Source organism: Okeania sp. SIO2F4 (genome assembly GCF_010672385.1).
GTDB lineage: Bacteria > Cyanobacteriota > Cyanobacteriia > Cyanobacteriales > Microcoleaceae > Trichodesmium.
The window spans coordinates 1-8502 of the sequence record NZ_JAAHGT010000387.1; the positions used below are offsets into that span (position 1 = coordinate 1).

Consider the following 8502-nt stretch of genomic DNA (forward strand, 5'->3'; position numbering starts at 1 on the left):
ATTTTACGAGCGATCGCTCGTAAAATAGAACTTTTGCCGCCACCACTCGCTCCAGCAATTAGTAGTCCTTCCCCTGCTTTTACTTCTACAGATACATCTTTAACTAATGTTCGTTGGTAGTTAGGAGTTTGCAAAGTCAGATTTTCCAGATGTAAACGTGCATCTTCAACGACCTCAATTGTCTGATTCTCCTCCGTTGGTAACGTTTGTGGTTCGTCTAGAACTTTTTCAAAACTCTCCAAACGTTCGATCGCTGCCACAAAATTAGTCATTCGCTCAAACTGTCTGATAATAACAATTAGAGAGTTGAATACATTGATAAAAGCACCTCCCGCTTCTGTTAAAACTCCTACTTCAGTATCGCCAGCTAAAATTCTCGGTCCGAGAATTAAAGCAGGTAATACCCAAGTAATTGCCTGATATCCATTGCTAAAAATCTCTAAGTTTCTTTCCCAGGCAATAATTTTATTGTAATTACTTAAAACTCTATTGAATATCTGCTTCAGATTATTCAACTCACGAACTGCACCTCTGTAAAAAGCTATAGATTCAGCATTTTCGCGAATCCGCACCAAACCAAATCTGAAGTTAGCTTCTCGTTTCAGTTGCTCTGCTTTCAGAGGAATTAAAATACTACCAAATCCAACTGTTGTTATTAACGTTCCCACACAAGCATATACAATTAGTAAAATCACAAGATTGTGAGAAATTGACCAGAGAACAATTCCAAAAGCAAAGATATTAAAAAAAGCTCTGCTAAAGTGCATAAATAAAGTCAAAGCCATGTGGCAAAAATTTTCAATATCTTCAGAAATACGCTGATCTGGATTATCAATTTTTCCCGTCCAAGAACCTAGCTGATAAAACTTTTGATTTTTCATGTATTTTTGTAGATAAAAATCCGTTAGCCAACCTCTCCAAAACCAGCGAACTTTATCTTCTAAATAGTGACTATAAGCTAGAATTAGCATATATGTTAAAGCAGCTCCAAGATACATCAGGACAGCCTGCCAAAATCTGCCCGAATCTTGATTTGCCAATGCGGAGATAAATTCTCCTCTTTGTGAATTTTGCAGAACATTCATTCGTGCATGGAAAATTAATAAAAAGATGATAAATAACAGTAAACCAATAGCTTTCCATTTTTCTTCAGACTCCCACCAGTAAGATTTTGCCACTGCCCAAAAACGCTGAAATCCACTAAAATTAAGGTTTATTTTTTTCATTGTTTTGATTCGTTTCTGACTTCTGATTATTCAATTTTAGTATATAATAAGTAAGTAAGTGAAAAAATTTACAAGTACGTCCGAAGCGACGGTCGCAGAGGGGAAGGAAGCAATAGATACGGGTTTCAAATGCTCTAACATTTAGTTACATAGTGACATTTATTCACGCCTACCTACTTACAATTAATCGCTGAAATCCACTGAAATTAAGGTTAATTTTTTTTATCATTTTGATTCGTTTCTGACTTCTGATTATTCAATTTTAGTATATAATAAGTAAGTAAGTGAAAAAATTTACAAGTACGTCCGAAGCGACGGTCGCAGAGGGGAAGGAAGCAATAGATACGGGTTTCAAATGCTCTAACATTTAGTTACATAGTGACATTTATTCACGCCTACCTACTTACAATTAATCCTTGTAAATATTTTATTCTTAAGTAAATTAGCAAGCTGAATATGATATCTAAAATCAAAATAGATGAAACACCAGTAGAAATAGAAGAAGTAATTGCTCCCGATATTAGTCATTTAATCATAGAGGATGACACCCCAGTGGATAATTTTCTATACAGATATTTGTGGTATATTACATACACTTACACTTAATCTGTGCATCCGTGCCATAATCTGTGTGAGGGATCCATTTGCCTACCATCAACCTTACCTAAGTAGTTATTTCATTTATATCCTAGTAATATGTTATTAACAGAAGTTGAAATTCAAGAGGCAATTGAACAAGCAAAAACCGCTTTTCCAAATTTCTCTGATTGGGAATACAATAACGAAATAGATTTTGCAGAATATTTCTGATTTTCTCTGTGGGGGAAATTTGTTCTGGAACGGGAATATATTAGGTCAAGAAATTTTTTTATTACGCTTCATACATACGAAGAAAAGTGGAGAGGAAGTTTAACTATTGGATTACCTTTCTATTTGTGGTCAAGTGCTGATTTTGGTGATGCTCATTTACTTGATACAGATGATTGTGATTCTTTAGAAGATGCAATTTCAGCACTTAAAGCTGAAATGAAACAACTTTTTCAAACTTTTAGTGTTGTTTAAGTGTTCAGCTATCAATGCAATAAACGTAGGTTGGGTAGAACGAAGTGAAACCCAACAAAGCTTTATACCAAATTCAAAAAAGGTCGTTACAGTATTAATCTCTAAATTCCCACCAGTAGATAAAACCACTGTAGTAATATTTTCTGAAATTGGTATTATTGGTGTTGGGTTTCGTCCCTCAACCCAATCTACTCCTACAAAATCAACAGAAATGTAGGTTCTTGTAGAACGAAGTGAAACCCAATACGCACTTACACTTAATCTGTGCATCCGTGCCATAATCTGTGTGAGCGCCTCAACCCAACCTACGCTTATTGCTTCCCACACTTCCCACACTCGTCTACTCCCCTACAACCAAATCCCAAAGTAAATCAATACTTGCGCCTAAATATTCTGAATCCTGATGTTTTTGAATACATTGACTGACTTGGAGAAGGATTTTATCAGATTTTTTGCCTAATTTGCCCAAAGCATTGGCTGCACACCAATGCACAAAATAATTCTCATGCCAAAGCAGCTCTAGTAAAACATTAACTACATCCTCCAAAATATTGCCTAAACTGCCCAAAACATCGGCTGCCCTCCCACGCATATAAGAATCCTCATTCCTAAGAAGTTGAAATAGAGCATTAACTACATCCTCCGAAATGTTGCCTAATTCGCCCAAAGCTATGGCTGCTCTCCCACGCACATGAGAATCATCATCCCAAAGCAGATCTAGTAGAGCATGAACTACATCTTCCGAAGTGTTACCTAATTTGCCCAAAGCATAGGCGGCCCACCCACGCACATAAGAAACATCATCCCAAAGCAGCTCTAGTAGAGCATTAATTACATTCTCCGAACTGTTGCCTAATTCGCCCAAAGCCAAGGCTGTGTTCCCACGCACATCAAAATTCTCATCACCAAGCAAGGATAATAGGGCATGAACTACATCCTCCGAACTGTTGCCTAAATTTCCCAAAGCTTCGGCTGCACTCAGACGCACACGAGAACTATCATCCCAAAGCAGGCTGAATAGAGCTTTAACTACTTCCTCTGAGCTGTTGCCTAAATTACTTAAAGCTAAGGCTGCCGTCGAACGCACACTAGAATTCTCATCCTCAAGCAGGTTGAGTAGAGCCTTAACTACATCCTCTGAACTGTTGGCTAATTCGCCCAAAGTTAAGACTGCCGTCAAACGCACAAAATGATTATCATCCCAAAGCAGGTCGAGCAGAGCCTTAACTACATCCTCCGAACTGTTGCCTAATTCACGCAAAGCATCGACTGCGCTATTACGCACATCAGAATTCTCATCCTTAAGCAGGTCGAGTAAAGCATTAACTACATCCTCCGAAATTTGATCCAATATGACTGACTTTAACTGCCAAAACCGAACCTTTTTTTTCAAAAGCTTTTCCACAAACAATGGAATCACCGGGTCTTTTTCTCCTAACCTAACTTGATATCCCCAAAGTCGCTCCTCATCAATTAAATCCGATCGCTCTTTCAACATTTCTAAAGCTTGCTCTTCAAAGTCAGTTTCACCCAAACTACAAAAAATTTGATAAACCTGACTGCGCACCCTATCGCCAACCTGCTCCTCTTTACTCACCTCCAACTCAACCAATGCCTCTAAAATTTCCTGCACCAACTTACTATCAGCTTTCCGCATCCCCTTCGGATTTTCTGCCAAACAATAACCAGCAAATAACAAATCCCGATGTAACCATTCCTCGTACTCACTACCATTATTCAAAATCATCCGAATAGCATTTGCAGCAGCTTTGGGATTTTGTTCCACTATCAGCAATAATAAAACTTCGCGCCAATGGGAGTCATGAAAATTCTCCCGAATACAATTCAAAATAATCCCTACATCATATTCATCGTTTGCCCGATATTGAATCTCTTGAGCGCACAAATATTCTTGAAACGTTTTATGCACAAAAGCATAATAATCTTGCCCCTGCTCATTCAATAAACCAGTGCGCCCCTGAATCAACTCCAGAAATCTTTCTGTTTCTTCCTGTGCTTGATACAACTTTAAATCCTTTAATTCCCGAATCTCCTGATTCAACTTTTCAATCAAGTCATCCTTATCTATCACGGTGCCACCCTCTTCCTCATTCCCAAATTTTCCCTGAGTATGTACCCAATATGCCAACAATTCCATCAACCGTTTTAGATCGTCCATATCCAAATGCTTCAGTCGCTGATGACTGCTCAACTCCTTAATTTCATCCCAAGAAACCAACAATGTCTCTACTGCTTTCTCATAAAGTTCATTTCTTCGCTTCGGCAAAAAGCCCTGAGACCTATGAATTAAAGCAATAATCGTCAATAACAACGGATTTCTTGCCAATAATTTAATCCTGTCATTCTCACCCAACGCCTTTTGTAAACTTTCCTTCCACCTTTGCGCTTGCTGTGGATCTGCAAAACGACTGTTGTACCAGTTATCAAGAAACAGGGAAATTTTGTCATCATCAAAAGACTGCATTTGATAGTGGGGAAATTCTGCTGTATTGAAAAAGTCGCGCCGATAACCCACAGGACGAGATGTAATAATTGCTCTATTTTTCTCAAATTTCCCTAAAAAAGTCTCTATGCGCTTCACAACATCATAACGTTTAGTTTCTTCCGCAACCTCATCCAAACCATCCAGTAAAATTAAAGCTCTACCATCTTCTAACCAATGCTCAAAAAATCCTGTCGGTAAATCTTGGAGTGACATATTCTTTTCAGCAAATACACGAATATGTTCGAGAATACTTGTATCTAAATCTTTCACAAAATCTGGTATTCTGATTAAAATAGGCAACCAGTCAGTATCAGGTTCTAAACCCAAAAGTTGAGGATTTTTCTGTGCCAACATTACAGCAAAATAACTCATTAAGGTTGTTTTACCAGAACCAGGTCCACCCAAAATCACAAATTTTTGAGACTTATTTTCACTCAATAACTGAGAAGCTAAAAATTTACGACCAGAAGTATTTACTAAAAGTCTCTTTTCTAGTTTTTCTGGATTTTCCTCTAAGAAAAAATCTTGCTTAGAAGCTTCTTCCTGCACATCTGGCATCACAAAAATATCAACTAACTTTTTTCTTTCCTCTTCTTGCGTTGCTACATCAATACCAGCAAAAATTACATTATCAAACCAGATGTTTAACTGCCTAAAATAACTTTTTTTAGTAACTTGGAATTTAATATAAGTTGTGGTGTTTTGAAAATAAGCATCAACAAAAGTTTCTATCCAATTTGGTAGAGCTAATTCAGTTAATTTAATATTTTTAGTTTCTGCTGCTTGTTTAAATATTTCAGTTAAAACTTTAATATCTGGCTTGCCTTGATTAGTTAATGGCTTTTGCAATTCTGCTAAAACGCCAGAATTACTAAAATAGTGATTTAAAAAATTATCGGTTCCAGACAAACCATCTTTTTTAGCTGAATAAAATAAACGCTCATTTTGAGGTAATTTTTCTTGCTGTTTTTCCGCAGCTTTGATTCCAGCTTCAATTGCTTTTTGTACGTCTGTTTTATTAATAAATTCAAATCCTTTTTGAACAACAATATTCGCCAAAGATCCTGCAATTGGTCCTGCTATTTTTGCAATTGAAAAGAAATCCATAATTCACCAATAATTTGTGAAAAAAACTGTAGAAATTTGGTATGCAAACCCAAGTAAAAATAGGATTTAGAGACCAAACGCCTACAATAAAATATTACAACTTATTTTAGCACTACATTAATTAGTGAAGACATTTATAAATTCTTAAACTCAGTCAGGAATTACTTCTGAATTCTCAATTCTCAATTCTCAATTCTAATTATTTTAGCACTACATTAATTAGTGAGGAAATTTATAAATTCTCAAATTCAGTCAGGAATTACTTCTGAATTCTCAATTCTCAATTCTCAATTCTCAATTCTCAATTCTAATTATTTTAGCACTACATTAATTAGTGAGGAAATTTATAAATTCTCAAACTCAGTCAAGAATTACTTCTGAATTCTCAATTCTCAATTCAGAATTCTCAATTCTAACTATTCACCCTAACCACCGCATTATAATCATTCTGCGCTCTATTTTCATAATTATTCCTCGCTTCTGACTCTTTATCTCCATAGAAAAAATTCAAAAGTGCAAACCTTAAACCAGATGTTACCGGAGTAGCTTCGTGCATCAAAGAAGAAGAAAAAATCACCGCACTACCAGTATCAGGTTGATAGAAATGAGGTCCGTATTCTGGAAATCTTAAAAATCCTCCCTCATATTCCCCTACATTCAAATTTAATGTCATTGCAAATATTCTATGTATTGTACCTGGCGTAGTATTATCGCGATGTGCATTAAAAAAACCACCAAGACTGCCATCATAACAAGCTATTCTATACCTTTCTTGTCTAGTAACATTAAAATTAAAAGCTTTTTTAATCTCTGGAAATACCCTTGACTTCATCATTTTATTTAAACTGGCAATAATTTTCTCATCTGTCACAAAATGGTCTCTTCTAATCTTATGAGTGTGGTCAATATATCCCACAGTTTTCTCACCTTTTTTACGCACAAAACCTGATTCATCATTACCTTTTGTACGCCAAATATCAATCAAATAATTACAATATTCTAGAGAAAAAACATTAGGAATTAACAATACCGGAGCCTGCACCTGAATATGACGCGGTTCCTCTTGAGGTAGTATATTTTTAATGTCTTTTAAAATTGCTTCAATACTAATTGATAAATACTTGAGAGGATAAATTTTAACTATTCTTTGGTTAGGATCTAGCAAAAAAGCTACCCGGCTATATTGCATATTTTCCTGGTCATTATCTACAGGAAAACAAACACCATATTTACGACTAATATTATTCTTAGAATCTGACAGCAATGGAAAAGGAATATTATATTCTTCGGCAAATTTTTGATGAACTTCTGGTGAGTCAGAGCTAATTAGATAAACTTGTAAATCAAATTTATTAAAAGTAGGTATTAAGTCTCGAAATGCACAAGCTATATCTTGACAAGCAGGAATTTCATCAGAGGCATAAAAAATTAGAATTGCTGGCTTACCAGCTTCATCTCTGAAATATAATAATTTATCCGATTGGTCTGGCAAAGCAAAAGGAATAGTATGGTCTCCTAAAGTTAAGGTTTTTGTGGATTTAATCATCTGAGAATTGTAATTTTATTTAACTATTGAGTCTATTCTAAATTTATATACACAATATGTATAAGTATTCACAGAATATTTATCAAACAATTTATACACTAAATATTCATAAAATATCGGAACATTAAATAATTTGTTACAAATCCCGATCTATTGTTATTTTGGTGTTGGTTAATCGAGCTATGAAATAATAGTTCTGGTGTGATAAGAAACCGGGTTTGTTGGAGACAGATATCAGCATCCCCATCTAATACCAACCCAGTTTCTACAATGCCAGAAAAATCATAGCCACGCATTACCAAGGCTGTTATTTTTTCGTATTAGTGAGAAAAATTATGGTAATTTCATTTTACAGCACTCTTAGTAGATATGGTTGTTTCTCCAATTGTTCCGCTCACGGTTTTGAATTAGACGGTTATTGGTGGGCAACCAGCGAACATTATTTTCAAGCCCAAAAATTTCCTGATACTCCTGATGCTGAGGAAATTCGTCTAGCAGCAACGCCTGGAGAAGCAGCAAATCTGGGCAACGACCGCAACCGACCATTACGTTCAGACTGGGAACAGGTCAAATATGAAATTATGCTCACAGCAGTATTCAACAAATTTGCTGCTAATTCTGAAATTCAGGAAATATTGCTATCTACTGGGGATGAGGAAATAGTTTATAAATCTCCCGTAGATTTGTATTGGGGTCGGAGAAAAGATGGTAGTGGAGAAAATAAATTAGGCAAAATTTTAATGGAAGTAAGAGATATGTTGAGACAGCAAAATTAATAGACATCCGATGAAGTAGTAGAACTGACAGGGTCATTTCAGTTATCAGTTATCAGTTATCAGTTATCAGTGAACCTCCGACTAAAGTCGGAGGCTTGAAATACTGAGTTAAATATTTTTTTCATCCCCTTAAAAGGGGAGGCTTTTGACCTCATTTTTTGGTAAATATTTTTTGCTTATATCATCTCCGGTAGTATCGATAAAATGGGGTTGCACATTAAAGAATGATAATAGATTTTCAACTGTACATATATTGAGGAAAGAATTATTCAAAAATAT

8 protein-coding genes are annotated in these 8502 nt (G+C 35.7%); 4 read left to right on the top strand and 4 right to left on the bottom strand.

Going from position 1 to position 8502, the window contains the following annotated elements:
- On the bottom strand, positions 1–1226 hold a 1226-nt coding region (locus F6K22_RS22400), incomplete at its 3' end, for an ABC transporter ATP-binding protein/permease (protein WP_293102890.1).
- A 456-nt stretch (positions 1227–1682) separates the two neighbouring features.
- Between F6K22_RS22400 and F6K22_RS22405 the strand changes: the two genes are divergently transcribed.
- From F6K22_RS22405 to F6K22_RS22415, 3 genes are all read left to right on the top strand, one after another.
- Positions 1683–1832: a hypothetical protein gene (locus tag F6K22_RS22405; RefSeq protein WP_293102892.1), complete on the top strand. Its 150-nt coding sequence runs from the start codon at positions 1683–1685 to the stop codon at positions 1830–1832.
- A gap of 327 nt (positions 1833–2159) precedes the next feature.
- The gene (locus F6K22_RS22410) at positions 2160–2288 is read left to right on the top strand and encodes a hypothetical protein (protein ID WP_293102894.1); all 129 of its coding nucleotides are present in this window, start codon (positions 2160–2162) and stop codon (positions 2286–2288) included.
- Entirely contained in the window at positions 2281–2505 is a 225-nt protein-coding gene (locus F6K22_RS22415) for a hypothetical protein (protein ID WP_293102897.1), read from the top strand. Before F6K22_RS22410 ends, F6K22_RS22415 begins: the two co-directional genes overlap by 8 nt.
- Before the next feature lie 123 nt (positions 2506–2628).
- On the opposite strand, the gene F6K22_RS22420 is transcribed toward F6K22_RS22415, so the two are convergent.
- The 3 genes from F6K22_RS22420 to F6K22_RS22430 form a co-directional block, all read right to left on the bottom strand.
- A complete protein-coding gene (locus F6K22_RS22420; RefSeq protein ID WP_293102899.1) occupies positions 2629–5901 on the bottom strand; it encodes a HEAT repeat domain-containing protein in 3273 nt (1090 codons plus the stop codon).
- A gap of 412 nt (positions 5902–6313) precedes the next feature.
- Entirely contained in the window at positions 6314–7447 is a 1134-nt protein-coding gene (locus F6K22_RS22425; RefSeq protein ID WP_293102902.1) for a redoxin domain-containing protein, read from the bottom strand.
- Between the two features lie 98 nt (positions 7448–7545).
- Positions 7546–7749, bottom strand: coding sequence for a hypothetical protein (locus F6K22_RS22430; RefSeq protein WP_293102904.1), 204 nt, complete (start codon positions 7747–7749; stop codon positions 7546–7548).
- Between the two features lie 33 nt (positions 7750–7782).
- Between F6K22_RS22430 and F6K22_RS22435 the strand changes: the two genes are divergently transcribed.
- Positions 7783–8223, top strand: coding sequence for a riboflavin biosynthesis intermediates N-glycosidase (locus F6K22_RS22435; protein WP_293102907.1), 441 nt, complete (start codon positions 7783–7785; stop codon positions 8221–8223).
- Positions 8224–8502: the final 279 nt, after the last annotated feature.